24 protein-coding genes are annotated in these 25528 nt (G+C 36.8%); 20 read left to right on the top strand and 4 right to left on the bottom strand.

The genetic code is table 11. The features are described 5' to 3' along the window. Positions 1–31 precede the first annotated feature (31 nt). Positions 32–865 carry a S1-like domain-containing RNA-binding protein gene (locus J8L86_RS04710; protein WP_065107864.1) on the bottom strand — a complete coding sequence of 278 codons (834 nt, stop codon included), beginning with the start codon at positions 863–865 and terminating at the stop codon, positions 32–34. A gap of 489 nt (positions 866–1354) precedes the next feature. Here J8L86_RS04710 and speE point away from each other — a divergent pair, with 489 nt between their 5' ends. The 9 genes from speE (at position 1355) to J8L86_RS04665 (ending at position 9499) form a co-directional block, all read left to right on the top strand. Beyond that, entirely contained in the window at positions 1355–2233 is an 879-nt protein-coding gene (speE, locus tag J8L86_RS04705; RefSeq protein ID WP_065107865.1) for a polyamine aminopropyltransferase, read from the top strand. A gap of 27 nt (positions 2234–2260) precedes the next feature. Next, complete coding sequence (gene speA, locus J8L86_RS04700; protein WP_055023330.1) at positions 2261–4174, top strand: biosynthetic arginine decarboxylase; 1914 nt, start codon at positions 2261–2263, stop codon at positions 4172–4174. A 51-nt stretch (positions 4175–4225) separates the two neighbouring features. Beyond that, on the top strand, positions 4226–5155 hold the full coding sequence (locus J8L86_RS04695; RefSeq protein WP_055023329.1) for an adenosylmethionine decarboxylase: 930 nt from the start codon (positions 4226–4228) through the stop codon (positions 5153–5155). Between the two features lie 31 nt (positions 5156–5186). Beyond that, a complete protein-coding gene (gene speB, locus J8L86_RS04690) occupies positions 5187–6119 on the top strand; it encodes an agmatinase (protein ID WP_211028982.1) in 933 nt (310 codons plus the stop codon). A gap of 234 nt (positions 6120–6353) precedes the next feature. Then, a complete protein-coding gene (gene pdxH, locus J8L86_RS04685) occupies positions 6354–6992 on the top strand; it encodes a pyridoxamine 5'-phosphate oxidase (RefSeq protein ID WP_065107867.1) in 639 nt (212 codons plus the stop codon). 53 nt (positions 6993–7045) lie between these two features. Then, positions 7046–7495: a YaiI/YqxD family protein gene (locus tag J8L86_RS04680; protein ID WP_211028979.1), complete on the top strand. Its 450-nt coding sequence runs from the start codon at positions 7046–7048 to the stop codon at positions 7493–7495. A gap of 90 nt (positions 7496–7585) precedes the next feature. Further along, positions 7586–8176: a YceI family protein gene (locus J8L86_RS04675; protein WP_065107869.1), complete on the top strand. Its 591-nt coding sequence runs from the start codon at positions 7586–7588 to the stop codon at positions 8174–8176. 53 nt (positions 8177–8229) lie between these two features. Then, a complete protein-coding gene (locus J8L86_RS04670) occupies positions 8230–8580 on the top strand; it encodes a DUF3802 family protein (protein ID WP_055023324.1) in 351 nt (116 codons plus the stop codon). A 40-nt stretch (positions 8581–8620) separates the two neighbouring features. Next, entirely contained in the window at positions 8621–9499 is an 879-nt protein-coding gene (locus J8L86_RS04665) for a RimK/LysX family protein (protein ID WP_055023323.1), read from the top strand. A 78-nt stretch (positions 9500–9577) separates the two neighbouring features. Here the strand turns inward: J8L86_RS04665 and J8L86_RS04660 are convergent, their stop codons facing one another. The 3 genes from J8L86_RS04660 to J8L86_RS04650 all read right to left on the bottom strand — a co-directional run bounded on the left by J8L86_RS04660 (position 9578) and on the right by J8L86_RS04650 (position 12710). After that, positions 9578–10021: a hypothetical protein gene (locus tag J8L86_RS04660; protein WP_055023322.1), complete on the bottom strand. Its 444-nt coding sequence runs from the start codon at positions 10019–10021 to the stop codon at positions 9578–9580. Between the two features lie 21 nt (positions 10022–10042). Further along, positions 10043–12031, bottom strand: a complete 1989-nt coding sequence (locus tag J8L86_RS04655) for an EAL domain-containing protein (RefSeq protein WP_269454715.1) — start codon at positions 12029–12031, stop codon at positions 10043–10045. A gap of 82 nt (positions 12032–12113) precedes the next feature. Then, the gene (locus J8L86_RS04650; RefSeq protein WP_211028971.1) at positions 12114–12710 is read right to left on the bottom strand and encodes a transglutaminase-like cysteine peptidase; all 597 of its coding nucleotides are present in this window, start codon (positions 12708–12710) and stop codon (positions 12114–12116) included. Positions 12711–13925: 1215 nt separating this feature from the next. On the opposite strand from J8L86_RS04650, the gene J8L86_RS04645 reads away from it, so the two are divergent. Genes J8L86_RS04645 through J8L86_RS04595 form a run of 11 tightly spaced genes read left to right on the top strand, consistent with a single transcriptional unit; the run spans position 13926 to position 25490 of the window. Continuing rightward, positions 13926–14921: an acyltransferase gene (locus J8L86_RS04645; RefSeq protein ID WP_211028962.1), complete on the top strand. Its 996-nt coding sequence runs from the start codon at positions 13926–13928 to the stop codon at positions 14919–14921. Positions 14922–14949: 28 nt separating this feature from the next. Continuing rightward, positions 14950–15915 (top strand): glycosyltransferase, encoded by a 966-nt coding sequence (locus J8L86_RS04640; protein ID WP_211028960.1) that lies wholly within the window; start codon positions 14950–14952, stop codon positions 15913–15915. After that, complete coding sequence (locus J8L86_RS04635) at positions 15912–16826, top strand: polysaccharide pyruvyl transferase family protein (RefSeq protein WP_211028959.1); 915 nt, start codon at positions 15912–15914, stop codon at positions 16824–16826. Before J8L86_RS04640 ends, J8L86_RS04635 begins: the two co-directional genes overlap by 4 nt. Positions 16827–16843: 17 nt before the next feature. Then, positions 16844–18259, top strand: a complete 1416-nt coding sequence (locus tag J8L86_RS04630; protein WP_211028957.1) for an oligosaccharide flippase family protein — start codon at positions 16844–16846, stop codon at positions 18257–18259. Continuing rightward, positions 18246–19391 (top strand): glycosyltransferase, encoded by a 1146-nt coding sequence (locus J8L86_RS04625; protein ID WP_211028955.1) that lies wholly within the window; start codon positions 18246–18248, stop codon positions 19389–19391. The genes J8L86_RS04630 and J8L86_RS04625 overlap by 14 nt, the downstream gene beginning before the upstream one ends. Further along, on the top strand, positions 19388–20281 hold the full coding sequence (locus tag J8L86_RS04620) for a glycosyltransferase (protein ID WP_055023314.1): 894 nt from the start codon (positions 19388–19390) through the stop codon (positions 20279–20281). The genes J8L86_RS04625 and J8L86_RS04620 overlap by 4 nt, the downstream gene beginning before the upstream one ends. A gap of 1 nt (position 20282) precedes the next feature. After that, positions 20283–21392 (top strand): glycosyltransferase, encoded by a 1110-nt coding sequence (locus J8L86_RS04615; protein WP_211028953.1) that lies wholly within the window; start codon positions 20283–20285, stop codon positions 21390–21392. Then, a complete protein-coding gene (locus J8L86_RS04610; protein ID WP_065107879.1) occupies positions 21389–22120 on the top strand; it encodes a WecB/TagA/CpsF family glycosyltransferase in 732 nt (243 codons plus the stop codon). Before J8L86_RS04615 ends, J8L86_RS04610 begins: the two co-directional genes overlap by 4 nt. Positions 22121–22157: 37 nt before the next feature. Then, positions 22158–22844 (top strand): heparin lyase I family protein, encoded by a 687-nt coding sequence (locus J8L86_RS04605; RefSeq protein WP_211028951.1) that lies wholly within the window; start codon positions 22158–22160, stop codon positions 22842–22844. Then, complete coding sequence (locus tag J8L86_RS04600; protein WP_211028948.1) at positions 22835–24079, top strand: O-antigen ligase family protein; 1245 nt, start codon at positions 22835–22837, stop codon at positions 24077–24079. Before J8L86_RS04605 ends, J8L86_RS04600 begins: the two co-directional genes overlap by 10 nt. Before the next feature lie 10 nt (positions 24080–24089). After that, positions 24090–25490 (top strand): undecaprenyl-phosphate glucose phosphotransferase, encoded by a 1401-nt coding sequence (locus J8L86_RS04595; protein WP_065107882.1) that lies wholly within the window; start codon positions 24090–24092, stop codon positions 25488–25490. Positions 25491–25528: the final 38 nt, after the last annotated feature.

Here is a 25528-nt window from a genome sequence, read left to right as displayed (position 1 = left end):
TTTTTATCAAATAATTCAGCAGTGTTGCAGACTATTTGAGCAATCTGATGCCGTCATCCTCGATACTGATTTGGCCTGCTTTAAATAAACCGCCGATACTGCGCTTGAATGCTTTTTTACTCATCGCCATCTGATCATAAATAATCGCTGAATCGGTTTTGTCATTGAGAGGTAAAAAACCACCTGCGCGATGCAATTTATTAATAATCGTTTCAGCATTTCTATCAAGGTTTTGCTTATCAGCTTTTTGTAAAATTAAATCAACTTTGCCATCAGCACGTACTTGTTTGATATAACCTTTGATAGATTGACCAAAACTTAGACGTTGGAATACTTCATTTTGAAATAACACGCCCCAATGAGCGTTATTAATGATGGCTTTGAAACCTAAATCGGTGGTGCCACCAATAATAAGGTCGACTTGTTGACCTACGGTGTATTCAGCCGGGGTTTTATCTAAAAACTTATCCACTTTAGATGACGCCATAATACGTTCATCAACATGATTGGCATGGACATACACTAAATAAGATTTACCTTCTTCTATGCTACGGTGCTGTTCACCAAAAGGCAGAAGTAAATCTTTTTCTAGTCCCCAATCCAAAAAGGCACCATAAGGTCCTGTTGCAATTGCTTCTAGGTAAGCAAATTCGCCTACTTGAGCATAAGGTTTCTGGGTTGTTGCAATAACAATGTCTTCAGAATCTAGATACAGAAAGACATCTACCATGTCGCCGACTTGACAGTCTTTAGGCACAAATTTGTTTGGTAGTAATACTTGTCCTAACTCTTGGGCATTAACATATACACCAAAACTAACTTGCTTAACGACTTCTAAAGAATAACGCTTTCCGATTTGTATCATTGTTGACTCTATTTGACTTAAAGATAATGTAAAAACACGCTAATTATATACTCAATATGCAAGGCATGTAACTTGGGTTAGCCAACTAAACAAATATAATCAGTAACAGGCGTGCAATTCGTTAAATAAATGCAGTTGTTCATAAAGAAAAAAGATTGCGAAATGACTGGTTTTTAACAAAAAAAACATATGTCAAAGCGATGATAGAAATATTGAATTAAATTTATACTAAAATAGGTTTTTCTTACTTGCATTATACTGGTTTGCAGGGTTTAATTGCGCCGCTTTTTTGTTTGAGCTCAATGAGTGTTTTAGAGTTTGAAAAAGTCGGGTTTAGCTTGACGGATTAACTGTTATGGCTACCAAAGAGTCGAAGCTCATGGATAGAGACTCAATCACCATCGTGGTTGAATTGAGTCGACATTGTTATTTTTACTTAAATCTACGTTGTTAATGTCTGGATATTAGCGACAACGTTGGACAATATACATGCTAAACAAATCAAATATTTATTACGAAACATTACATCCGGCTTATGGCCAATACTTTGAAGTTGAACACGTTCTTTTTGAACAGAAAACGGAACAGTGGCATTTAAGTATTTTTGAAAATAAACACTTTGGCCGTGTAATGGCGTTGAACGGTGCAATTCAGACTACCGAAAAAGACGAATTTGTTTACCATGAAATGATGACTCATGTGCCTATTATTGCTCATGGTGATGCTAAAAAGGTGTTGATTATTGGTGGCGGCGATGGTGGTATGCTGCGCCAAGTACTGAAGCATAAACACGTTGAGCAGGTTACTATGGTAGAAATCGATGCTAACGTAGTCGAAATGTGTAAAACCTATTTCCCACAACATTCTCAGGGCGCATTTGATGACGATCGAGTATCGTTAGTGATTGATGATGGAATGCATTTTATCGAGCAATGTCAGCAGCAATTTGATGTAATTATTTCAGATTGCACCGATCCTATTGGCCCTGGCGAAGTATTATTTAGCTCTGCATTTTATGAAAACTGTAAAAGATGCCTCACTGAAAAAGGGATTTTTGTCGCTCAAAATGGGGTTGCATTTATGCAACCAGAAGAATTACAAGACACAGTAAGGCGGTTAAGTCCTTATGTAAAAGATTGCTGGTTTTACAATGCTGCCGTACCTACTTATATTGGTGGCACAATGGCGTTTGCTTGGGCAACTGATGATGTATCGGCCAGAGAACTTGACTTGACTAGCCTCAAGCAACGTTTTGAAAAGGCGAATATTAGCACTCAGTATTATACGCCAGCTCTACACATGGCGAGCTTTGCTTTGCCCGCTTTTGTTGAAACTGCAGTGAAGTCCGCACAGTCGGTAACTGCATAATCTGCTTGAATAGACGGAATGGATAATATGAAAGATTGGTCTATCGAAAATGCTCGTGCAAGTTATAACGTGACACATTGGAGTCAACAGTATTTTGGTATTGATGATAGTGGCGAGGTGACAGTAACCCCTGATCCGAATAAACCAGAATGCACTATCGGATTAAATGAGCTGGCTAAAGATATGGTTAAAGCAGGGGTTGCTTTACCGGTTTTAGTGCGTTTCCCACAAATTTTACATCGCAGAGTTGAAAACTTATGTGATGCCTTTAATGCGGCGATTCAAAAATACGAGTATCAAAATGATTACTTGTTAGTGTATCCGATTAAAGTAAACCAACAGCAAACCGTTGTTGAAGAGATTTTGGCTAGCCAAAAGTCAAAGGAAGTGCCACAACTAGGGCTGGAAGCAGGTAGTAAGCCTGAGTTAATGGCCGTACTTGCTATGGCGCAAAAAGCCAGCTCAGTTATCGTTTGTAACGGTTACAAAGATAAAGAGTATGTGCGTTTAGCACTCATCGGTGAAAAGCTTGGCCATAAAGTTTACATCGTCATCGAGAAAATCTCTGAGCTTAAGTTGATTCTTGAAGAATCTAAAAATTTGGGAGTGACGCCAAGACTGGGTATCCGCACTAGACTTGCTTTTCAAGGCAAAGGTAAGTGGCAAGCCAGCGGTGGAGAAAAATCAAAGTTTGGTTTATCTGCAGCGCAAGTGCTTAAGGTGCTTAATGAATTAGAAGAGCTCAATATGATGAGTTCGCTGCAATTAATTCATTTCCACTTGGGTTCGCAAATCGCCAATATTCGAGATATTCGCCAAGGTGTAAGTGAAGCTGGCCGCTTTTACTGTGAGTTGCGTAAAATGGGCGCACTTATCGATACCTTTGATGTGGGCGGCGGCTTAGCTGTAGATTATGACGGTACTCGAAGTCAAAGTAATAACTCGATGAATTATGGTTTGACTGAATACGCCAATAATATCGTCAATGTGTTAACTGATATTTGTAATGAATATGAGCAGCCAATGCCACGTATTATTTCTGAGTCAGGTCGTCACTTAACAGCGCATCACGCGGTGTTAATCACTGACGTTATTGGCACTGAATCATACAAGCCTGAGGACATTCAACCGCCTGAGGAAGATGCGCCGCAGCTACTTCATAATATGTGGATGTCTTGGACTGATATGAGTGAGCGTCCTGATAATCGGGCTATTATTGAGATTTATCATGATACTCAAAGCGATATTGCTGAAGCGCACTCGTTATTTTCTGTCGGGCAACTGACATTAATGCAACGTGCTTGGGCTGAGCAAACTAACTTGCGTGTTTGTCATGCTCTTAAGAGTTTGTTGAGTAATAATAACCGTTATCACAGACCCATTATTGATGAGTTGAATGAAAAGTTAGCGGATAAGTTCTTTGTAAACTTCTCTTTATTTCAATCTATTCCCGATGCATGGGGGATTGATCAAGTATTCCCTGTTTTGCCATTGAGCGGACTTGATAAGCCACCAGAAAGACGGGCTGTGATGTTAGATATTACCTGTGACTCGGATGGTATTGTTGATCAATATGTAGACGGTCAAGGTATTGAGACTACGTTACCTGTTCCTGCTTGGACACCTGAAAGCCCTTATTTGATCGGCTTTTTCATGGTTGGTGCTTATCAAGAGATTTTAGGTGATATGCACAATTTATTTGGTGATACCAACTCTGCTGTCGTTAGGGTTGAAGAAAGCGGTATTCCAAATATTGAGTCAGTTCTTGCTGGTGATACCGTTGCTGATGTACTTCGCTATGTGAACTTAGACGCCGTTGCGTTTATGCGAACTTATGAAGAATTGGTCAATCAGCATATTGCTGAGGATGAAAGAACATCAATACTAGAAGAGTTACAGTTAGGTCTTAAAGGTTATACCTATTTAGAAGATTTTTCGTAATACGAGTACCCGCAGAGCCGATAAAATGGCTCTGCTTTTGTAGGTTTTAATATGTTTTTTGAAGGTTCAGAGAAAAAGATTGAAGTCATTATTGCTGACTCATCTTTGAATATACGTGAATTTGGACAAGCATTCTGGGCTGATATTGTCGCCTGCGCTAATGCAGAAATTCTGTCATCGATCAGTAATGAAGACTGCGATGCTTATTTACTCAGTGAGTCTAGTTTATTTGTCTGGCAAGACCGTTTTGTGATGTTAACCTGCGGCACTACAACACTGGCTGATGCTGTGATGTCATTCATCGAACATGTCGGTGAAGAGTCTATTGCATTTGCCAGTTACCAACGTAAAAATGAATATTTGTCTCACTTACAATCAAGCTCTTTTCAAGATGACTTGAAAAAAATACGCAAAACAATTGCAGGAAATGCATATCGAATTGGCCACTTAGATTCACATCACCACTATATGTTCAGTACAAAGCGGCCATTTATTGCACCTGATTCAGACGTAACCAATGAATTACTCATGTACCACATTAACGGTAAGGCTGCGGATTATTTACGTGGCGTAAACCAAAGTAAACAAGGTATACGGGATTTATTAGCGTTATCTGAGCTGTTTCCTGATTTCGCTGTTGATGACTTTTTATTTGAGCCATTTGGTTATTCAATTAACGGCATTAAAGGCAATGAATATTTTACTATTCATATCACACCTCAAGAGAAAAGCTCTTATGTGAGCCTTGAAACCAATGTTAATTTGGCCAATCACAGTGTCGATATTTATGCGCGTTTACTGTCAATTTTGAACCCTGGCAGTTGGGATGTGATTGGGTTTAATTCACCTAAGAATACCCAAGGATTTCCTGCTCACCTTTGTTTAGGCAGTTGCTCTTTGGCAACCGAACAAGGTTACAACATTGATTTCAGTCATTATCAGCAACTTTGTCATGAAGTACTGATCCCAGAATATTTGTAGTTATTGGCTTATTGCCTTTACGGAGAGTTATATGAGCACTTTTGCTGAAAAAGCAGATTATTCACTGTATTCCAATGCATTTGGATATTTACGTCAGCCATTAAATTTTAAACCAACAGAAACCGATGCTGATGTTGTTGTCATCGGTCTACCTTTTGATATGGCAACGACAGGCCGCTCTGGCGGGCGTATGGGACCTGAAGCCATTCGCCGTGCATCTGTTAACCTGGCTTGGGAGGAGACTCGCTGGCCTTGGGATTTTTCTATTAGCGAAACCATTAATGTCGTTGATGCGGGTGACTTAGTTTTTGATTGTGGCGATCAAGAAGATTTCACGACTCGTCTAGAAGCATTTGCAACGCGCATTTTAGAGAGTGACAAAGCCTTGCTAAGTTTTGGTGGTGACCATTTTGTGACATTGCCTTTGCTGCGTGCTCATCACAAAAAGTACGGAAAAATGGCATTGCTGCATTTTGATGCTCATACCGATACATATAGCCAAGGTAGTAAGTATGATCATGGCACCATGTTTTATCATGCGCCTAATGAAGGCTTGATTGCGCCTGAAAACTCAATTCAAGTGGGGATCAGAACCGAGTACAACAAAGCGGAGCACTTGTTTGATGTTATTGATGCAGCACAAGCGAATGAGTTAACAGCAGATCAAATCGTCACGCAAATTAAACAGCGGGTAGGTGATATGCCTTTGTATGTCACATTTGATATTGACTGTTTAGACCCTGCTTATGCGCCAGGTACTGGTACACCAGTGTGTGGTGGCCTAACAAGTGATAAAGCAATGAAAATCATTCGTGGATTACGTGGCATGAACATAGTCGGAATGGACGTAGTCGAAGTTGCTCCAGCATATGATTCTGCTGATATTACCGCACTAGCAGGCGCAACACTGGGACTAGAAATGCTGCACGTATGGGCAGAAGGTAAAGGTTTGGTGAAAAAGTAGCACCAAGGTTTATAGCTAAATTAAAGCCAGCGATTATTGCTGGCTTTTTTATATTTAAGAGGTTGAACCTTATTTAGCGTCGTATGCAGACGCCGTGTTGTGGCTATATTCAGAGTGAAGCCTTTTGAAATGACTTGAATCGTCGAGCTTAATGTTTCCCTGAATTTATCCAGTATGTAATGATCATATATCAGTATCTTTGAGTATAATGATGAGAATAAAAGAGGGATATTAATGAATGATTTAACTGATATCCGCCGAGAGTATACTCAAGGTGGATTACGCCGCAAAGACTTACCTGAAAACCCACTTGTGTTATTTGAAAAGTGGATTGAGCAGGCTAAACATGCTGAGTTAACAGATCCCACTGCGATGTGTGTTGCGACAGTGGATGCTGATGGTCAACCCTTTCAGCGCATTGTGTTATTAAAAAAATTTGATAATGATGGTTTTGTATTTTTCACCAACCTTGAAAGCCGAAAAGCCACCCATTTAGCGAATAATGCAAAAACCAGCTTATTGTTCCCATGGCATCCTCTAGAGCGCCAAGTGGCTATTACCGGAGAAGCTGAGCCATTATCGATGATGGAAGTGACTAAGTACTTTATGACAAGGCCAAAAGATAGCCAAGTTGCTGCATGGGTATCAAATCAATCAAGTAAAATTAGTGCACGCCAAGCATTAGAAACCAAATTTAACGAAATGAAAGCCAAGTTTGCAAAAGGCGATGTGCCACTTCCCAAGTTTTGGGGAGGCTATAGAGTTAAGCCGCAAAGTATCGAGTTTTGGCAAGGCGGTGAAAAACGCTTACATGATCGATTTATATATCAAAAGTTACCATCCGGTTGGAATATCGATAGATTAGCGCCTTAATTTTCTTAGGGAAGCCAGATTAATGAGCCAGACTTTACTTTAAAGAAGAAAAAATGAGCCATAAAATATGGGTTGATGCAGATGCATGCCCAAACCCAGTAAAAGACATGTTATTTAGAGCGGCAGACCGTAAAACGATTCCTCTCATACTTGTTGCTAATCAGTTAATTCGAGTACCTGCTTCACCTAATATTTCTGTTGTTAGAGTGAGCTCTGGCTTTGATGAAGCAGACAACTACATTGTTGAGCAGCTTAACGCGGGTGATTTGGTGATCACTGGTGATATTCCTTTGGCTGCAGATGCGATAGACAAAGGCGCTGTCGTGTTTAATCCAAGAGGTGATATATACACTGTTGACAATATAAAACAAAGATTAACTATGCGAGACTTTATGGAAGAGCTTCGCAGCAGTGGTGTCCATACCACGGGGCCAAATAGCTTTTCTCAGGCAGATAAACATGCATTTGCACAGGCGTTAGATAAATGGCTGAGCCGTTTATAAGTTCAGAAAATAATAGCTTGGCTGATTCCAGCCGAGTTAATAAATTTTAATCTATAATTTAACTGTTTTTATTCACAAAAGGGATTAATGATGAAAAAATGGCTAACAGCGTTACCAGTGGCATTAGTGTCAACAGCGCTATTATCTGCATCGGCGTTCGCCGCTGACTGGCAGGTCAAGCAAGGACACTCAAAGGTCAGTTTTATTTCTGTTAAAAAAGGCGATATTGCAGAAGTACATGACTTTAAACAGGTCAGTGGCAGCTTAACCCCTGAAGGATCATTCAATTTAACGATTGAATTAGTCAGTGTAGATACAGGGATTGAAATACGTGATGAAAGAATGCAAACCATGTTATTCGAAGTGGCTAAATACCCACAAGTGAAATTAAATTCAGTGATTAACCCGAAATTGCTGGCAGATTTGAGTGTCGGCTCAACGTTAATGACACAAATTGATGGCACAATTGATTTGCATGGTAAAACCCGCCGAATGTCGTTTGATGTATTGGTGGCAAAGCTTTCTGATACCAAAATGGTAGTAAGCAGTTTAGCGCCAGTCATTGTACAGGCGAATGATTTCGATTTAGTAGAAGGGGTTAACAAATTACGTGAAATAGCTGGATTAAGCAGTATAAGCTTAGCTGTTCCCGTATCGTTTGTACTCACTCTGTCTCAATAATTATACAATGTGGCTTATAGTTAACAGCTTAAGCCACGTTAATAGGGCATTTAATGGTCACTGATAAAGACGGCTATATTCACTTAATTCAATATTTAACAGAACACCTTGGTTTATTTGAAGCTTCAGAAGATACCAGCATCAATAATCAAACGGTGATGGAATTATTTGAAGATCAACTCTCTGCACAAATCATCATGGTTTGTGGTCAAAACCCTAATTTATCTTTCGCGCAACGTAATAAAGTGATTCGAGAAATCGACGCTATTGTCTATGATCTTGAAGAAATTTTAGCAAGTGTAGCTAGCCATAATGCCACGCCAGAGCAATCAGTTTTTATTACAGAGTTTTCTGGTTTAATCAAAAACCTTTTTGATAAAGAAATCGAACAAATTTTACGATAAACCCGCTCCTTGTTTTTAAAAGTCATAATTAGGAATCCAAATGCTTAAATCTGTCATTGCCGCACTATTAATAGGTGGAGTTTCTTTTTCAAGTTTTGCTGTAGACAAACAAGTCTTAGGACAAACTGAGATGATGTCAGTTAGTGCTGATGGCATCGTGTTTGAGGCAAGAATGGATACCGGTGCAGTGAACTCATCATTACATGCATTAGATATTTCTGTTGCTGGTGGCAGCGCAACTAAAATGAAAGATAATGTGGGTAAAGACGTTACTTTCACTACGTTTAATGAAAAAGGCGAGAAGCAAGTTGTTACTGCTGAAATTGTTGGTACATCTACGGTAAGTAACTCTCAAGGTACAGAAACACGTTATGCAGTAAAGTTACCGATTAAGTTTGGTGATAACACGCGTAAAGTTAAGGTTAATTTACGAGATAGAACAACCATGGATTACAAACTACTTATTGGTCGTAATTGGCTTAAAGGAAAGTATGTGGTTGATGTTTCAGAAAAAAAATTTATCGGTCCAACAGCGGGCATTAGCATTGTTGAGTCTGGTTTGATGTTTGATACTCGTATTGATACTGGTGCGGTAGAGAATTCACTTCATGCAACAAACTTAAGAATTAAAGATGAAGATAAAGAAAACATGGAAAACAATGTCGGTAAAGATGTGACATTTACAACCATGAATGAGAAAAATGAAACAGTAGACGTTACTGCAAGAATTCATAGCACGTCACTTATTCGTAATGCTCAGGGTAGTGAAATTAGATATATGGTGACGTTAACCATTGGTGAACCAGGTCAAGAATTCAAAGTCGATGTTAACTTAAGGGACCGAAGCAAAATGACCTACAAATTACTCATTGGTCGCAATTGGCTTCAGGGGCATTACATTGTCGATGTGGACATGTAGTTAATTCAGTATTGATAGTTATATATTAAAAATGGTACAAAAAAACCTGCATAATGCAGGTTTTTTTGTGTAAGGCGATTAGTTACCCGAAATTGTTCCGCCACCACCGCCAGAACCGCCACCTAATCCTAGTGCACCTGGTGTTGGGGCTGCGCCCAGTGCAAATGCACCCGCTGCAGTTTGAGTTTCTTCGATAACCTCAGAAACGATAGAAGGGTCAATGCCATTGGCTAGCGCGATAGCTAGAATTTCATCTGGATCCATTCCACTTTCAAGGGCTGCAGCTAGGACACTTTTAACGATTGCCATATCGCTATCAGCAGCAATTAAAGCAAAACCAAGTATGTCGGCACTATCAGCAGGATTATTTTGCATTTGAGCCAGAGCGTACTGCGCAGGGGAATTGCCTTCAGCTGAGGCAGTGACCAAACCAGCAGTGAATTCTTCTTGGTTCACTTCTGCATATGCTCCAGATATACATAGTGAAGATATAGCTAATGCTAATAATTTTTGCTTTAACATTATCGTTCCTCGATAAATAGATTAATTAAAGTCTGCTAAGTCTAGCATGGTTGCAGTATTGATTGTTAGTCCATCAATATGATTAAAATTCTTCACAGCGAATAAACCGTTGCCTTGAAGGCCATCAATATTCATGTGTAAACAGTGCTGTGATACTTGTTCTGTTTCGATTTGTGGTGCAATAACATCGATTCCAATGCCGTGACAAATCTGTGTCACCGTTTGAATGAAAAATTGCGTATCTGCCTGCTCTATGTCTCGGATATAGCTGCCATCTAATTTGACAAAATCGATGTCCATATTCTTTATATATTGGAAAGAGGTCAAACTAGAGCCAAATCTTTCGATCGTAATCCCAATACCTGCGCTTTTCGCCTGAGAGATAAATTGCTTCGTGGAATTTAGCGATACCATAGCTGCTGTTTCATTAAATTCAAATAAAATTGGCGGTAATCGGTGTTGCAATTGGCGATATAAAGTAAATAACCATTGATGAAAGTTAGCATCATGGAGGGCTGTATTACTGATGTTGATGGCAACAGTAGTTTGCTTAATTTGTTGTAGTTTAAGAAAAATAAAGCTTACTACAGCACGCTCTAAGTTATCGAGTAACCCTAGGCGTTCTGCCATGGCAAAAACATCGACAGTGGGAAGCTCTTTACCGTTATGCTTAAAGCGAACAAAAGATTCAACATATAAAATATTATTATCTTTATCGACTACAGGTTGCATAGTGAGGTCGAATAATTTTTCCAATGGGATGCATTTAATACTGAAATCAGCACTACTCGCATCTGCTATTTCATTTTGATAATAGTCAGTGAACTCAGAAATAATATTGACCCATTCGGAGCGCGAACGTGCTTCGTTGGGAGTCGCAATATTGGTCGTCATCGGAGAAGCTAAATAATTGTCGTGTGTGAGTAATGTATCTAAACGCTTTGTAACGTCGGTAAAAGAATCTGTTAACGACACTTTAGTAATAACTTGGTTAGCAAAACCCTCTTCGAAACGAGAGGAATTGGCAATGTTGAAGGCATCTAGCATATTTTGGCTAAATTCATTTGCTATCTCTTCAGTGACATAAGCCAGAATTGCAAATTCAGAACCTGAAATTCGATATACATCGATACCTTCTATATTATGACTTAGAGATAAAAGCAGCTCCGATCCTTCACTAATATAGCTATCACCGCTGCCATAGCCCTCATTACTATTAATTGATTGGAGTGAGGGCATTGATACTAAACTGACAAAAAAACGATCCCCTTGTATCTGGGCTTCAGCTTGTAACGAATCAAATCTTTTTAGCAGTGCTCTGCGGTTAGGGAGATGAGTTAACGAATCAACATATACTTCTTGTGATAGCTGTTCTGCAAGTGCTGTTTGTTCAGAAAAGGAACGCTGAATATTGGCAACCATGGTATTCATAGCATTGACAACAGTACGTAACTCAGTTGTAAAAGGCTTCGAAGGGTTAAAATTAAATTGTTTTTGAGTCACTTCTTTTGCTTGCTTTTCAATAGAAAGCAGCGGGATAAGCACCGATTTTAAGATGAAGTATGAAAAGATTAGGGCAATGAATAACTGTAAAAGTGTCGATTTTAATGCGCTGATACTATGATCATAAAGTGCTGTGTAGGATGTCCCTGCATTAGATTGTACTTTTAATATTCCAGCTAATCGCCAACCGTCACTCACTTCACTTTGCATGATAGGAGGTTGTAATGTGAACCAGTTCATAAACCATTGTGGTACTCGGTGAGCTAACGTTGGGTTCGTTCGCTCAAATAGAATATTGTCATCAAAATCAGTGAATCGGATAAATTGATAGTAACCTGAATCGAAAATGGCATTAGTCATTATCTCTGCTGTCACTAAGCCTTCTTCATCCATGTATGGTGAAATAGATAACCCTAGATTATGCGCAGCCCCTTGTGCGTGAGAGGCCAGCTGATCATTCAGATAATCTTGCATGTTTGATACATTATTATATAAAGACGCGCTCAAGGTAAAAATACATAAACTTGAAACCAAGATATAAAGTTGTGCTCTGAGTGAAAGTCCATTTGAAAAATTCAAGTTATACCTCTTAATCGCCTTGTTCTATTCGTTTGAGTAACTCGGTCCAATTTTTATTACCGGTACTAGTCGGTTTAGCATTTCCAAGTCCTTGAGCCTTTGCTAGCCATAGACCTTGGCCATTAAATGAATATATCGGCTTCAGATCAGTTCTTTTATTGGCTGGTAAAATTTTAGTTTTAAGGTTATCTAATACTAATGGCATGTCTCTCAAGTTTTCGAAATAGACTAAAACCATATGGGGCTCGTTTATCGTTAATGCTCTAACGTACATTAAACGCAGTTTGGACTCATCAACCCCCATTGCCTTTAAAGTAAAAAATTTAAAAATGGCATAATCTTCACAGTCCCCACCTCGGGTACCTAAAGACTCGATAGGTGTTGCCCAGTAATCACTTTTACCCCAGTGATCAATATCTAAGCGATACCTTATCTTTCTATTAGCAAATTGATTTACCAGATTGAGACGGCTAAAGTCATCTAAATTTTCACCATCTTCAATCAATTGTTGCCAGTCTTTAAAATCTTGAACACTGTTAATGCCATAACGGGTTTCAATATCTTGATAAAAATTGTCGGTAAAAAAATAATCGGCAACCGTAGCCATGCAAGTCAAACTAATAAGACTTACAACACTAAGCGCTTTGATTTTCAACTGAATAAAATGCCTAAGTTGATTTATATTGCGACTAATTAGCAAATTTTCGATTGTCCACTTTTATCATTGATGACGTAACTGAGTGAATGTCTAAACAATCATAACGTAACGGCATTAGAATAAAAACCATACTTATAGTAATTGAATCAATATATTACACAGCCACGCCAAGTGTGTCTGGTTGTTTTATTGAGCTAGTTCTCGTTATTTTAAACTTTAGTATTGGATACAAATATTTCTGTTTTATTGCTATCTCATCAAAATAACCCATCAGAATTCATAGAATTAACAACAAGGTGTTTACCTTGTTGTTAAGTCAGTCAGCTACATTAGCCCCGCGTTCTCTGTCACTTTTTCCTCTGATTGAGGTGAATTTATCATCTGAATGTTAAATTAAACCTCTCCTTAGTAGCTATTTTTATGTAATTAAATAACGTAAAAGAAATTTTTTATCACAAAAAATTAACTGATGTTGCTCATTATTGTACCTTGTGTTTGGCGAAAAATTGACGGAGTTATGTGCAAAAGTCATCGGGCATGATACCAACTTTTGGGATTTAATAAGCAATAATAATAATTTTTTTGTTCAACCCCATAATTTCGCGAGTTGGCATAAGTATTGATTGCATAAACGTTTACAGGGTTTTGAGTAATAGAACGTTTTTTGATCTTACTTATATTGTTGAAAAGAAATGTATTTTATTTTTTTTGAAACGGGTGCTGAAAATGTTGGTGCTTTGGTGCTTCATTGTAGTGCAATTTAATCTAGTCGTAATAAACAAAAAATATAATCGTTTTGAGCTAAACAGGATTAATTGGCAAAAAAATAAAAATAACCTTTCACCTGCGTCAAAAACTTGACTATAATGATCGCTTTTTTGAAGCCAAGAAAGTAAATAATAGCTAAGTCGTTAAAATATAACGGTATGCGACAAAGTGTTACATTGAGATCTTTTTTTGTGTTCCTTTGTTGTTATTTTGTTGTGATTCAGCGTTGGTTTTCAGAGTTTATCGCCATGCTAAGTAACGACTAACTAAGTGGAATTTTCGATATCAAGAAGATTGTTCTTAAGTAGCATAACCAAAATTTGGAACTCCTAGCGCACTGGAAGCTATAAATTCAGGGGCGGTAGCGTGGCAAAATAACCCTGCAAGGTGTGTAAAGTGACGGCGGCCATTACAATCAATTCTAGATTTCAAAGTAACATTGACTGTCTAAGAGGGTTAGCATGTTTTATGTTGGTCTTGTATCACGTCATTGGATCAACACCAGAGTATGGTTTAAAAATTGAAAACGGTTTCTTAAGAGAACTGAATGATATTTTTATCTATGTAAGAATGCCACTTTTTGGTTTGTTGGCTGGTTTTGTTTATGGATTAAGGCCTGTTTCGGCAAATTATCATAACTTTGTCACTAAAAAGGCAAGAAGGCTTTTGCTGCCCATGTTGTCGGTCGGTACGTTATTTGCGATCACTCAATGGTTGGTTCCTGGAAGCAATAGTGAAGAAAATTTGTTCCTTATCCATATATTACCAGTAGGGCATTACTGGTTCATTGAGTCGTTATTCCTCATTTTTTTGTTTGTAGCGTTAATTGAAAAGCTATTCTTTTCTATCAGTAATAATGCGAAACCCTACTGGATTATATTATTAGTCATCATGACTTCTATATACATTTTAGGCGTAAACATAAAATACTTTTCGATAGAGGGGGCTTTCTATTTATTGCCATTTTTTTTAATAGGTAGTTTATTCTCTCGCTTTCGTATTGATTTCAGTTTGTTAATCAAAATTACGCTGATTTGTTTTTGTTCGCTGATAGTTTCTCATCTTTTTCTTAGCGAGTTTGCAGAAATGCTAGAAAGAGCGAATAGAGTGTTTATAAGCCTGCTTGTTTGTATTCTATTGTATGTGTTTAATTTTAAATCAAAAACATTTAGTGCCATAGGTCGCTTTTCATATAGCATTTTCCTGTTTCATGTTTTTTTTACAGCTGCTACGAGAATCGTTAGCCATAAACTTGGTATAGAAAATACATCACTCATCATTTTTACAAGCTTATTTACCGGTATTCTTGGACCGATAATTATTGAGTTTGTTTTTAATAAAAATAAGTATTCTGACTTTATTTTCTTCGGGAATAAATTAAGTTCAAATTAGTTTCTACTTGGATAAGCTGGACCCTTAAATGACAATTGATAAAAAAGTTGATGTGATTATTCTTTCCTGGGATCGTGCAGAAGATACTAAGAAAGCCATTATTAGTGCAGTAGAACAACAAAATATAGATTTAAATGTTTATATAGTCGATCAAGGTTCCAAGATTGAATGTGTTCAAGATATTGAGACGCTTGTAAATGTATATCCAAATGTTCATTTACAAAAGAATATAACGAATACAGGGGTACCAGAAGGGCGTAATCAAGCTTCGGAATTAGGTAACGGGGATTATATTGTATCACTTGATAATGATGCTGAATTTCTAACGCCTTTTGAATTAGAAAAAGTAGTAAAAGCGTATGATACTAGGCCAAAAACTGCTGTTATTGCCTTTAATATAAAAAGGTTTGGTACAGAAAGTAATGATGAGTCAAGTTGGTCTTATGGTTTATCAAGCGTTGATTGGTCCAATAGGGATTTCTTTACTACGCGTTTTGTTGGTGCAGGTCACGCAATCAGAAGATCTGCTTTTGAACAAGTTAATGGCTATGATAATTCATTATTTTTTCTCCATGAAGAAGTTGACTTATCGAGACGGTTCATCAATTTAGGTTATGAAATAGAGTATTTACATAATATTGGCGTTGGTCACAAGGTCTCTGCTGAGCACAGGGTTGCATGGAATGCGGGTCGTTGGACTTATCATGCTAGAAATAAAACATATTTATCTTTAAAGCTGAAATCTCCAATGCTGAGCGTCGTGTTTCATTCATTTCTGTTGCAAATAGATGGCTTAAAAAAAGGGATGCCTATCGATACATTAAAGGCAACGTATGCTGGTTTTAAAATGTATCAAAAAAATAAGTTTTATTTTAACCTTGCTGAATGTGCATTTAACCCTGATTCAGAAGAGTATTACAGGAAGTATACCCCTGGTGCAGATGGCAGTATACCAACAAGGATTTTAAGACGGATTAAGGGAATTATAAAGTGATTGAAGTGAGTTGCAGCGTTAGTAAGCTGCTAGAGCAAAAAGAAGAGTTACTGACGGTTTTTAAGCCACTTCTTGAAAATAAAAAAGTCTTGTTTCTTGATGTTCCTGTAAATTTAAATGTTGGTGACAGCCTGCTATATCTAGGAACACTGGAACTGTTTAAACTATTAAATGTGACAGTCATTGATTCTATTTCAGCTTATGAACCAGCGAGATTAGATAAACTACAAATTGAGGAAGATGTTGTTTGCGTATTGCAAGGTGGAGGTAATTTCGGAGATATTTACTCCTTACATCAAAACTTTAGACATTTAGCTCTGTCTAAATTCCCTAACAATCAATTTGTTTTGATGCCGCAGTCTATACATTATAGTAACTTAAATACGTTTAAAGATGATTGTGACTTTTACAGAACATGTAGAAACTTCAGCATTTTTGTCAGAGACGAACACTCTTTTGAACAGTTTGTGTCTGAAAATGTCAGTCAAGTAACACTTTGTCCTGATATCGCGACTGTTCTTTATGGAACGTTTAACCCATCAGAAGCCGCTATAGATTCTAAGCTGTATTTTCTAAGAAAAGATGTTGAAGCGGCACCCAATACAGAAACTGCAATATCTGTTGACTGGATAGACATTATTCCAAAGCATCTCAATAGGTTATTTGAAATAAGCAAGTTTATCATTAAGAAAAACAATAGACTTAATATTCGCGGTTTAACTGGATTTCTTGTAAAGAATTTACATACAAAATTGGTACATAAAGCCTATAGCTATTTTATTGGGTTTAAAACAATCAAAACGGATAGATTACATGGGTTGATTTTAAGCCAGTTACTACAAATGAATTGTGAAGCTTTAGATAATAAATATAAAAAATTAGAGCGATATATTAAGCGTTGGTACGCTTAATATAGTTGGAGATTAAGTTGTCTAAAAGTTTCTATTCTATTATTTGGATAATATCGGAAAAACTCGGCGCGTCATTTATTTCAATGACCTCGTTTTTTATTTATGCATATTTTCTAACGCCAACTGAAATTGGTATCGCAACCATGGTCTTAGCCGCATCTATGGGCTTGGGGCAGGTTGTTGGTACATTATTTCAAGATCCAATGGTGTGTGTTAAGAAACTCGAAGGGCAAGCAATTAATACCGTTTTTATCGGAGGACTAACGTTATCCTTATTGACGGCTTTACTTCTCGTTCTTGTTAGCTTTTGGGTGACAGAGAGTGTTGATTATCAGCAATTAGCCCTTACTTCATCTGTGCTTATTCCAATACTGTTTCTTAATGCTATATATACAGCGCTGTTACGCAGAAGACATGCATTTAAGTCATTATCTCAGCGCTTATTGATTGGTAAATTGCTGGGAGCGTCTTTAGGAATAATAGGGGTGACGTTAGGGTTTGGCGCCATGTCCATGGTAATCCAAGCTATTTTAATAGAGTTTTTCGGGCTTATCTTTTTAATTAATGCTCAAAAGATAACTTTGTCAGGTCGGATGGACTTCAAAGAGCTTATTAACATTACTCATTTAGGTGTCTCTGTAGCACTGCGTAAATTAAGCTGGGAAGGGTATATCAAAGGGTTACCATTACTAATTGGTGCAACCCTCGGAGCAGGAGCCGTTGGTGTATTTGCTTTTGCATGGCGAATTGTGGACATGCCAAGGACTGCATTAATGAGTGGTGCAATTTCTTATGCACTACCAACTTTTTCTGCACATAAAACATCGACTTGTCTACTTGCTGATTTTATAAAGTTTTCAAAACTGTCGATGTTAATTTTTGCCCCATTATTTGTCGGCTTAGCGTTGGTTGCTGAACCTTTAATTTTAACGATATTTGGCGAAAAATGGATTGATGCTGTTCCTATCATCATAGGATTAGCTATTTGTACTGTTGTGTCATTAACGACGATGTATATTCCAACAGTCTTGACTGCGCTGTTAACACCAAAAACAACGCTAAAAATTGATATTTTATCAAGCGTTATTTCGCTATTACTGTGCTACTTATTAATTCCACATTTAGGTTTATATGCTGTTGTAATGTCAATTTTGTTTAGGTCTTTGTTTAATTTACCATTTACGACATATCAAATGAGTGTTCGATTAAATATACCTGTTTTAAAACAGTTCACTATACATACTAAAACGTTTATTTCATTGGTTTTTATGTCATTACTGGTGTTAGTGGCACAAGATAACTTTGTGCTAAATAATTTCTACATGTTAATGGCATCAATTGCTATAGGTGTATTGATTTATAGTTCGTTCATTATGTTGCTTGAAAAGAGCTTCTTAACCACGTTTTTAAGGCGTTCTAATGAAAGCAAATAAGTTAACAGTGGCTATTAACACTAATAAGTACCTGCCTTACTCTGAAACATTTATAAAAAATCACATCGAGGGCCTACAGCAATTTAACGCTGTTGTATTGGTCAGTGAAAAATTATCAGATGGATTATCGGTAAGGTGTGACAATGAGCTAGTTTTAAATACTAATTTATTCGGAAAAATAAAAGATATTATTTATAAGCTTGGTATCAAGCTTCCATCTATTAGTCGCTTTTTTAAAGATAATAATGTCAGACTTGTTCATAGTCATTTCGGGCAAAACGGTTATGCTTCAATTGGCATAACAAAAAAAAATAGTATTCCGCATATTACAACTTTTCATGGGTTGGATATTTCCCTTGATCACGTTAATTCACAAAAACATGGAAAACTGTTAAATAAATTTCATAAGGATATGGGTAAACTTGCTGATAATGGTGATGTATTTATTGCAGTATCAAATTTTATAAAACAAAAATTGATAAAAAAAGGATTTCCGGAACATAAAATTATCACCAATTATATTGGAATAGATACAGCATACTTTTCAAATAATAATGCTGATAAAGAGAAAAAAATATTATGTGTAGCAAGGAATGTTGAATACAAAGGTTTATCGTATTTGATTGATGCTATGGCAATCATATTAAAGTATCACCCTGATTGGGAATTGGTCATTATCGGCGATGGTATTTTACATGATTCATTAAAAAAACAAGCAAATGCCATTTCTCCTCAAATTAAATTGAAAGGACGTCTTTCAAGCTATGAGGTGAAACAAGAATTAAGTACAGCAAGTCTTTATTGTCAACCGAGTATACAACTTGAAAATGGCCATGAAGAAGCCTTGGCTCTCACCATTGTAGAAGCACAATCTATGGGGATCCCTGCAGTTGTTTTTGACTCTGGCGGAATGCCAGAAGCCATTATCAATAATCAATCAGGATATGTGGTCGAACCCCAAAATACGCAATTACTTGCCAAAAAACTGATTTATCTAATTGATAACCCATCAATTAGAGAGGCATTTAGTACTGCAGCGATTGAGCAAGTTAAAACAAGGCATTGCTTTAATAAACAAATAGTAAAGTTAGAAAAAATTTATAACGAAGTCATTGGAGTACAAAAAACATGATGTTGTCAGTTGTCATTCCTTCTTATTGCGCAGAAAAGAACCTAGATCCTTGCTTGCAATCAATAGATAGTCAAAAGGATGAAAATGTCGAAGTCATCGTGGTTGATTGCTCTCCACACGATGAAGTTAAAAGTATTTGTGAAAAATATCAGTTTGTTACCTTTATCAAGTCAGAGGTTCGGTTTAACCCTGGTGAAGGCCGCAATATCGGTGCTAAAGCAAGTAAAGGCAGTCATTTAATATTTATTGATGCTGATGTTGTTTTGGAGCAAAATGCCATTGCTAACATACGCCGAAATATTACTAACGGATTCAATAATTTTGGCGGTGCTTTAGAGTTAAATCGTGATATCAATAATGACTTTTCAGCTAACGTAGAGCACTTCTATTTCAATCATGAATCTCAATCTACACGAAAAGTTAAAAAGCGCAGTAATTTAAGTTCAGCATTTATGATCTTCGATAAGTCAGTGTTTCTTAATTACGGTGGATTTAAAGATATACCTAGAATGCAAGACACTGAGTTAACAGAACGTTTGGTTTCTAATGGTGAAACGTTATATCTAGCCCCTGATGTTATTGGCTATCAAATTCAAGACTCTCCATTAAAAAAAGTACTTAAAAAAATTTCAATAACGGGTAATAACCTATATTTCATTCGTTACGGTAATCACTCAGAAAAAGTGTTATGGAAAATTTTGATGGCGATGATCTTGCCATTATTGATGTTAGCTAAAGTGACTCGTATTAACGTTCGTCAATTAAAGTATGCCTTTAGTGTTCCGAACTTACTTATTTATAGCCCATTTATGTATGTTTGCGGTGTTTATTGGATGCTCGGATTCTATCGCGGCTTGATTGTGAATGATGGAATAGCTTCAGGGCGATAAAATGCACATATTTTTCTTTTCAACTTCTGAAGATTTCTCAAGTTATCATAGAAAACGCGAAGTCGAGGTAATTTCAGAAAAGTTGGATGGTGGTTGTACGTTCTTTAATCGACCAAGGTTTTTTTTAGGCTCTCGTAACAATAAAAACGCGCTCGCTAAAAGCTCATCTAAGGTAACTGAACAAGAGTTATATACATTATTGCCTCTGTCTATCGCTTTTAAGCATAGTCTTTTGCTGTTTTTATTTGTTAAGTTGCCAATCTTATGCCAGCTAACGCTATATCGAATGAAGAATGATATTTCACAATCCTCATTATTTCACTGGATATATAAACCAGATCAATTTTTGTACCTTCCAACCGACAATTTAGTGTATTTACAATACGATAACTATAAAGATGATAAAGGATATTTTTACAGCCGGAATGACCGATTTGATGAGACTGTCGAACAATGTATAAATACCAGCTTAGTAAGCTTATTTACCAGTAATAGGTTACTTCAACAAGAAAGTGTTAAACGCAGTCATTCTTTCTACTATCCAAATGCAATATCTCGAAGCTTAATTAACGAGAATGTACCTAATAAATTAGTGGTTAAAGATAGCGTCACTATTGGATTTATTGGTCAAATTGATAACAGTTTTAGCAGTGAAATACTTGAGTCAATTGCCTCACAGTACCCTCAATATCAGATAGTGCTTGTTGGTCCGGTATCGAATGCTAAGGCGCAAGAGGTTATTGATAGCCATTCAAATATTATCGAGAAAGGTTATGTGCCTTATGAAGAATTAAGCGAGTTAATCTCTACTTTTGATATTGGCATTTGTCCATATTCTTTCGACACATTTAACACATATCGCAACCCGTTAAAGGTATATGAGTTTTTCTCGTATGGTCTACCTGTCGTTTGTACCAATTGCGATGTCGATGAGAATGCAAAGGGTTACCTGTCTGTTACTTCTTCGGTAGATGAATTTATTCAAAAAATTTCATATGAATTAACGACAAACACAGTAGCGAAAAAACACTTTCGCATCAATTTTGCGAAAAATAATTGCTGGGACAACCGCGCTGATTTCGTCATTCAAAAACTAAAGGCTTTTACGTGAGTTCAACTTTTAAAACTTTAGCTGAGAAATTAACTATTTATTCTCAACCAGAACAAGCTATTCAATCCATTCAAAATGCATTAGAAGCCAAAAAAACGGTGACTGTTGCGTTTGCTAATGCTCACGGTTTCAACTTAGCAAAACAAAATAAAGACTTTTATCAGCACCTTTTGAATAGTGATTTTGTTTTGCGAGATGGAATAGGGGTCAAATTGTTATTTAAAAATTTGAATATGGATTTTGGTTTTAATTTAAATGGCACTGATTTCATTCCTCAATTATTAAGCCATTTGGCAAACAAATCATCGCAAAGCTCCACACCGCTGAAACTTGCAATCTTTGGTACTAGCGATGAAATCCTTCAATCTGCTAAACCCGCTTTTGAAAAACTAGGCCTAGAAGTTGTTACTGTAAAGAATGGTTTTGCAAGCGCCGAAGATTACGTTTCACTGTCTAAATCTGTGCAAGCTGATATTTATTTGCTTGCGATGGGAATGCCAAAACAAGAAATGGTGGCAATGCAGTTAACCACAGAGTTAGATAAAGGATTAATTATATGTGGTGGGGCAATAGTTGATTTTCTTGGTGGTAAAGTGAAACGTGCCCCTTCATTTATCAGAAATATGGGGCTTGAGTGGCTTTACAGGCTTCTAATAGAGCCAAAGCGGATGTTTAAGCGCTATGTAATTGGTAATGTTAAATTTTTATACTCAACTTTACATGCGTAATATATACCTAGCCCTATTTTTCGCTTGCGGCCTGTTCATGACTTTAATGAGCGCTGCACAATCGCAAACATCGCAGAGTTTTAACGAGTGGGGACGCGAATGCAGTTCAAGCGAGCATCAAATAAATACCGATAATTTTTACTCGTCTTTAGGTTACCGAGAAAGAAGTAAGAAACGTTGTGAAATAACTAATCAGGCAGATTTAGTGCTAGATAAACCTTTTAGTCTTTCATTCAGTTTCTCAACAAGCAGTGTAAATAAAACAGATAGTCAGTGGCACAGTATTTTCCAAATACATTCATTTCCAGATAAAAAAATAGGTGAAGACTGGCGTTGCCCTGTCATGGCATTAGAAGTGTTAAACGGTCAATTACGTATGTTTAATCGTTGGGATAAAAGTCAGCTATCAATAACTGATTCTGGTCATTGTTCAAACTCTGGAAATACTATTTCTTCTCGGTTATTTTTTGCTGATTACGACATTGAACCTGACAAAATCTATGAGTTCGAATTAAAAGGAATATTATCAATATCCGATTCAGCATGGCTAACAGTTAACATTAATGGTGAGCAAATTGCTTCTTTGAAGGGGCCGAATACGTTTAATGACAACAAAGGCCCATTTATTAAATTAGGTATCTATAAACCTACTTCATGGCGCTTAGGTGATCGATTTAACTATTCATATTCGGATTACACATTTGAGGCAATATCTTGGGATTAACTAGGGATAGATTAGAATACATTTTGCTTAGTACGATGCTTTTCCTGGTATTTTTTAGAACTTCAGGAATCGGCATTGGTTATCCAAATGTTGAGTCTCAATTGGGTTCAGCAAGTTATCTACCTCAAAAACTTGCTCAGGCGTTAATTTTGGGGCTAATCATTGTATATGTTTATATTTACCCTAAATGTTTGCAGGCTCTGCGTTTTAACTCAGTTTCATTAATGCTGCTTGGTCTAGCTATAGTCTTATCTATTGTGCTGTCGCATTACAAAGGGCTTTCGGTAAGATATTTATTGTCTTTTGTTGTGGTGATTTTGCCGTTATGTTTTTACCGTGCACGATTTGGTATAAATGCAATGGTACATAATTTCTCCGTTTTTGTTTTTTTGGTATTAATCTGCAGCTTTATTTATGCTTTGCTTCTTCCACAATATGGCATTATGGCAGCAAATCATGCAGGGGCGTTAAGAGGGCTTTTTTTACATAAAAATGTATTTGGCTTCTTTTGCGTATTAACCTCACTATTTTGTTTGTATTATATAATTTCAAAAAATGCGAGTAATAATAAATTATATGCATTTATTTATTTTTTAAGCTTTATCGGTGTTGCAAAGTCACAATCTACAACGTCTTTAGTTTTATTTGGTTTAGGATTGATTTGTTTTGTCTTTTTTACATTTATTCTAAGTTTGTCCAACCCTAAAGTCAGAGTCATTCTTTACTATTTATTTCTCGCCATTGTGTTTGTTAGTACGTTCACTTTTTCAGTGTACTTTGAGCAAATTACCTATGCTTTAGGTAAAGATCCTACGTTAACTGGCAGAACGGAGTTGTGGGAAATACTGTTTTATGTCGGTATGGATAAACCTTTATTTGGTCATGGCCTAGGCCTATTTTCAAGACCAGAGATTATGCATCAGTTTTCACTAGATTTTGGTTGGGAAGCAAAGTCTGCACATAATTCGTTTTTAGATGTTTTTCTAGGGATAGGATTTGTCGGTTTATTTGCCTTTCTATCGCTTGTTTTAACTAACATATTCAAGTTTCCATTTAGTCATTATGCATCAGCAAATAGAGTGCTTTCCGCTTCAGGAATTGTCACTATTTTGTGTTTTGGTTTTTCTGAAAGTGGTGCATTTATGGGAGTTGGCTTTATTTGGCTTACTTTCATTATATTTTTATTTTTAAGTTCGAATACCTCATTTAGTCGTAATCAACTAAACCAACATTAAGGTTTTTATAATGTTAGCTAATAACTCTTTCTCATTAGAAACTGATGGATATAGTTTTCTATATCGTTTGGTAGATATATTTATAATTATTACAACATTTGTTATAGCTGCATTATCATATGGTATTGAATTCTCGCAGGACTATTTTACTTTAATCATAAGTACACTATTAATTTACGCTTACTTGTCAGAGTCAATGCAATTATATCGCTCTTGGCGAGTAGGTAAGTTCTCAAAAATGATTTTGTTATTAAGCTGTATTGTGTCGCTTACTTTTATGTGCTTATCGGCAATTCTTTTTATTTTTAAACTTGGTGACTCATTTTCTAGGGTTGTTATTGTTGGTTGGTTTTTCTCTGCATTTATTTTATTAATCAGTTGGCGAGTCGTTACGAAAGTTATTAAAAGTAACAGACGTAAAAGTGGTCGGAATAATCAAGATATTGCCATCATTGGCCTAACAAAAAGTGGGCATCAACTTTACGATGAAATCGAGCAGCACTTTGAATTAGGTTTTCGTTTTGCAGGTTTTTACGATGACAGACAGCCGGATAGAATGACTGGTCTACCAATTAATTTGTTAGAAGGAAATATCGATAAAGCGATTGATCTAGCAAAAGCTGGTCGCATTCAAAAGTTGTATATTTGCTTACCTATGGTGGCTGAAAAAAGAATTGCCGAAATCATCAAAAAAACCGGTGATACCACTGTGGACGTTTTCATTATCCCTGACTTCATGCTTAAAAACTTGATGCAAGCAAGGATTGGCAGTGTGGGCTCAATCGATACTATTAGTGTATTTGAGTCGCCACTAAATGGAATGAAACATTTTTATAAACGTACGTTCGACATTATTTTCAGTGCCGTTGCTATTACTGCGCTTTCTCCCTTATTAATCGCGATTAGTATCGCTATTATGCTTAATTCGAAAGGGGCTGTGATATTTAAACAAGACAGATACGGCTTAGATGGTCGCAAGATTAAAGTATGGAAGTTTCGTTCCATGACTGTGGTGGAAAACGCATCAGTGGTCACGCAAGCAACAAAAGGCGACGCTCGCATCACCAGTGTTGGCAGGTTTTTAAGAAGAACATCTTTGGATGAATTACCTCAGTTTTTTAATGTGTTATTTGGTGATATGTCAGTTGTTGGTCCTCGTCCGCATGCTGTAGCCCACAATGAAGAATATAGAAGCCTTGTTTCGTATTATATGCTCCGCCATAAAGTCGTGCCAGGAATTACAGGATGGGCTCAAATCAATGGTTGGCGTGGTGAAACCGATACCCTAGATAAGATGGAAAAAAGAGTTGAGTTCGATTTAGCGTACATACGAAATTGGTCCTTAATGTGGGACTTCAAAATTGTATTTATGACTATTTTTAAAGGTTTTGTTGGAAAAAACGCTTACTAACAGTTTATTTAATTAATGATTAATTATTAAGGTCAAAG

The sequence above is a fragment of the Shewanella sp. MMG014 genome (assembly GCF_018100775.1).
Classification (GTDB): Bacteria; Pseudomonadota; Gammaproteobacteria; order Enterobacterales; family Shewanellaceae; genus Shewanella; species Shewanella japonica.
The sequence above is the reverse complement of the archived record's forward strand: the minus strand, read 5'-3'. Positions and strand labels throughout refer to the sequence as shown.

What these genes read in the sequence shown, in the direction of transcription:
- J8L86_RS04710 (WP_065107864.1), bottom strand. Translation starts at nt 865, where the DNA reads ATGATACAAATCGGAAAGCGTTATTCTTTAGAAGTCGTTAAGCAAGTT.
- speE (WP_065107865.1), top strand. Translation starts at nt 1,355, where the DNA reads ATGCTAAACAAATCAAATATTTATTACGAAACATTACATCCGGCTTAT.
- speA (WP_055023330.1), top strand. Translation starts at nt 2,261, where the DNA reads ATGAAAGATTGGTCTATCGAAAATGCTCGTGCAAGTTATAACGTGACA.
- J8L86_RS04695 (WP_055023329.1), top strand. Translation starts at nt 4,226, where the DNA reads ATGTTTTTTGAAGGTTCAGAGAAAAAGATTGAAGTCATTATTGCTGAC.
- speB (WP_211028982.1), top strand. Translation starts at nt 5,187, where the DNA reads ATGAGCACTTTTGCTGAAAAAGCAGATTATTCACTGTATTCCAATGCA.
- pdxH (WP_065107867.1), top strand. Translation starts at nt 6,354, where the DNA reads ATGAATGATTTAACTGATATCCGCCGAGAGTATACTCAAGGTGGATTA.
- J8L86_RS04680 (WP_211028979.1), top strand. Translation starts at nt 7,046, where the DNA reads ATGAGCCATAAAATATGGGTTGATGCAGATGCATGCCCAAACCCAGTA.
- J8L86_RS04675 (WP_065107869.1), top strand. Translation starts at nt 7,586, where the DNA reads ATGAAAAAATGGCTAACAGCGTTACCAGTGGCATTAGTGTCAACAGCG.
- J8L86_RS04670 (WP_055023324.1), top strand. Translation starts at nt 8,230, where the DNA reads ATGGTCACTGATAAAGACGGCTATATTCACTTAATTCAATATTTAACA.
- J8L86_RS04665 (WP_055023323.1), top strand. Translation starts at nt 8,621, where the DNA reads ATGCTTAAATCTGTCATTGCCGCACTATTAATAGGTGGAGTTTCTTTT.
- J8L86_RS04660 (WP_055023322.1), bottom strand. Translation starts at nt 10,021, where the DNA reads ATGTTAAAGCAAAAATTATTAGCATTAGCTATATCTTCACTATGTATA.
- J8L86_RS04650 (WP_211028971.1), bottom strand. Translation starts at nt 12,710, where the DNA reads ATGGCTACGGTTGCCGATTATTTTTTTACCGACAATTTTTATCAAGAT.
- J8L86_RS04640 (WP_211028960.1), top strand. Translation starts at nt 14,950, where the DNA reads ATGACAATTGATAAAAAAGTTGATGTGATTATTCTTTCCTGGGATCGT.
- J8L86_RS04625 (WP_211028955.1), top strand. Translation starts at nt 18,246, where the DNA reads ATGAAAGCAAATAAGTTAACAGTGGCTATTAACACTAATAAGTACCTG.
- J8L86_RS04620 (WP_055023314.1), top strand. Translation starts at nt 19,388, where the DNA reads ATGATGTTGTCAGTTGTCATTCCTTCTTATTGCGCAGAAAAGAACCTA.
- J8L86_RS04615 (WP_211028953.1), top strand. Translation starts at nt 20,283, where the DNA reads ATGCACATATTTTTCTTTTCAACTTCTGAAGATTTCTCAAGTTATCAT.
- J8L86_RS04605 (WP_211028951.1), top strand. Translation starts at nt 22,158, where the DNA reads ATGACTTTAATGAGCGCTGCACAATCGCAAACATCGCAGAGTTTTAAC.
- J8L86_RS04595 (WP_065107882.1), top strand. Translation starts at nt 24,090, where the DNA reads ATGTTAGCTAATAACTCTTTCTCATTAGAAACTGATGGATATAGTTTT.